This is a genomic window from Escherichia sp. AM3 (assembly GCF_032029835.1).
Taxonomy (GTDB): Bacteria; Pseudomonadota; Gammaproteobacteria; order Enterobacterales; family Enterobacteriaceae; genus Escherichia; species Escherichia coli.
The window spans coordinates 1-2,566 of the sequence record NZ_JAVUPQ010000193.1 but is presented as its reverse complement, the minus strand read 5'-3'; the positions used below and the strand labels follow the sequence as shown (position 1 = coordinate 2,566).

General features: G+C 49.0%; 3 pseudogenes. 1 reads left to right on the top strand and 2 read right to left on the bottom strand.

The features are described from left to right. Nucleotides 1-189: 189 nt before the first annotated feature. Nucleotides 190-419 (bottom strand): annotated as a pseudogene (locus RTW80_RS23880) (transposase domain-containing protein); the annotation flags it as partial. A 583-nt stretch (nucleotides 420-1,002) separates the two neighbouring features. Between RTW80_RS23880 and RTW80_RS23875 the strand changes: the two are divergent. Further along, nucleotides 1,003-2,186: pseudogene (locus RTW80_RS23875) on the top strand (phosphoethanolamine transferase); the annotation flags it as partial. 316 nt (nucleotides 2,187-2,502) lie between these two features. Here the strand turns inward: RTW80_RS23875 and RTW80_RS31725 are convergent. Continuing rightward, nucleotides 2,503-2,566 (bottom strand): annotated as a pseudogene (locus RTW80_RS31725) (integrase); the annotation flags it as partial.

Genomic DNA, 2,566 nt, shown 5'->3' with positions numbered 1-2,566 from the left:
GGGCTAGCTAGTCTGGTACCGGAGGCTAGATCTGAAGTACTGACCCCAGGAATAACGCCGGGCTAACTCATATTCTGACCCATTGTCAGCCCGCGTGTTTACTGCTCTAGCTCATTTCCTGTTGTCAGGCGTTCAATTCCCAACTGCAGGTTATGGCCCGGTGCACAAACACCTGACGGCAGGTATCACTTACCCGAAGAAGGTAAAGCCCTCAAGAGGCAGTAACTCAGCCAACCTCTCCTCCGGCCACTCCGGCAGACGCGTCAGGACGTCCGTCAGCCAAGCATGTGGCTCCAGACTGCGGTTCCCAGAAGGCTCATTATCTGTGCCGCGCGGTTCCCGGCCACCAGTGAACCAGCGAACAACCAGGCCTTTCGTCCCATAACGACCGGACGGATAGCACGCTCGCAGATATTGTTGTGTGTGCCTTGAAATGCACGATCTTTCCGTCGGTGAAAGTCCGCCCCGGCTAACTCTCGCTCCGACTGGAAGGACAAGAAGCGGTCCAGGAGGTAACAAAAGGGCTGAATCTCTCCCTGAAACGACTTCTTCAGGAAGTCAACGGGTTATGCGGGCCGTAACGTGAGTGAACACTGAGCAGCCATCGAAATGCCGTCGAGGGTGCTGACACGCCACAATAACGGGGAAGGCCGACGATGACCGGGAAGAGAGTGAGAAAGGCATCGGTCATACCCACCGGGGTTGTGGTGTCAGCATGCATAACAATTGATCGATCGTGCAACAAGAGAAGTCCATAACGGTGTCTGTCCGGGTGACGGGCAACAACGCCTCGCGAGGGGGTGAATCGGTTGTTATGGATGGCAGATGGGGTGTAGTAGTGAAAATACTGAGTAATGTCAGAGGAGCGAAGGCCCCCTCTTGCAGTACCAGTGTAACATGCAGGAAGAGCCCGGCGATTGCCATCAGCCTCACAACCCCGCTAGAACCGGTTCAGAACCTACAGAAAACACTACAGGAGAAAGCAAAGTGAACCGCCCCGTGTTTCCTGTTTATCATTTTCTGGTCAGTGCCGCGATTCTGGTATTCGTGGTGATTTTCTGGCGGACACACCATCGCGACCACCGTAACTGGCTGGCTCTACGGCTATTCGTATTATGCTCTGTAAACCGTTGGCCATTGCGGATGGTTAAAGGAACAGTTGTGGGGACAACTGACACATTACGTGAAATGCAGCGTTATGAACAACTGAGTAGCACGGGGCTGACAACTGGAAAATCCAGCCGGGAGCACCGTTATATGATACGATTGTTATTGTCACTGGTGAGAGTGTGCGCAGGGATTATATGTCAGTGTATGACTATCCCGTACCAACCACACCGTGGCTGAATACGGCACCCGGTTTATTTATTGACGATTATACCTCGACAGCCTCCAGTACAGTGTCTTCCCTGAGCCGGACACTGATTTATGACTATGAGCAGAACCCTGATTCCGGCAACAATGTGGTGGCGCTGGCAGCAAAAGCAGGATACAGCACATGGTGGATATCCAATCAAGGAAAACTGGGGGAGCATGACACACGCATCTCTGTTATTGCTTCTGATGCGGAGCATGCCACTTTCCTCAAGAAAGGCAGCTTCGCTTCCCGTAAAACAGATGACAAACTGTTGTTACAGGAAACAGAACGTGCGCTGGCGGATACATCCTCTCCGAAGATAATTTTCCTGCACATGATGGGTTCTCATCCAAATCCGTGTGACAGCCTTAACTCCTAGCCGAATAATTACCTGGAGCAGTATCCCCGAAAAATTGCCTGTTACCTCGCCAGCATCAGTAAACTGGATAACTTTCTTGGCCAGCTTGATGGTATCCTTCGCCGGTACTCACGTCATTTCGCCATGCTTTACTTTTCTGGCCTTGGGCTGTCGGTCAGCGACAGTGCCAATCCTGTTCATCATTATGGTCATGTGCAGGGAGGCTACAGTGTGCCACTGATTATTACCGCCAGTGACATAACGTCTCATCAGCCCGTCAGTAGAAAAATCAGTGCCCGTCATTTCGCAGGTATTTTTCAGTGGATGACCGGTATTTGTACTGAAAATATACCGCCATTCAATCCGCTGACAGACGAAGATAACTAACCTGTTATGGTTTTTAAGGGAGAGAGGAATATACCGGCAGACAGTTTGAAACCTCAGCCACTTATTCTTCCTGATCACAGGTAATCATATATGGCAGACTGTAATACAGTCGCTTGTACTGAAAAGTATTCTGTATAAAATATCCGTATTCATATCAGCACAAGGGACCATCAAATCCCTGCAGCACTCCTTACGTCAGTTATCCCGCATCACCCTGTGAGTACAGGATTTTTTATGAGGTTACTTTTTTATTGAATGTATATAAATAATGAATAACCGCGGATTCTGATAATCCCCCCTGCAGGGAGCGGTAAATAGTAAATACATCAGTTAATACCGTTTGTCTTTTTTAACAAAGAAAATAATCCTAGAATAATTCCCGGGCATTTGCCCGGGATGATTACTGTTTTAATGGATTATTAATCTTTGCATATTCAAATGGACTGATAAACCTTTCTCTGTTT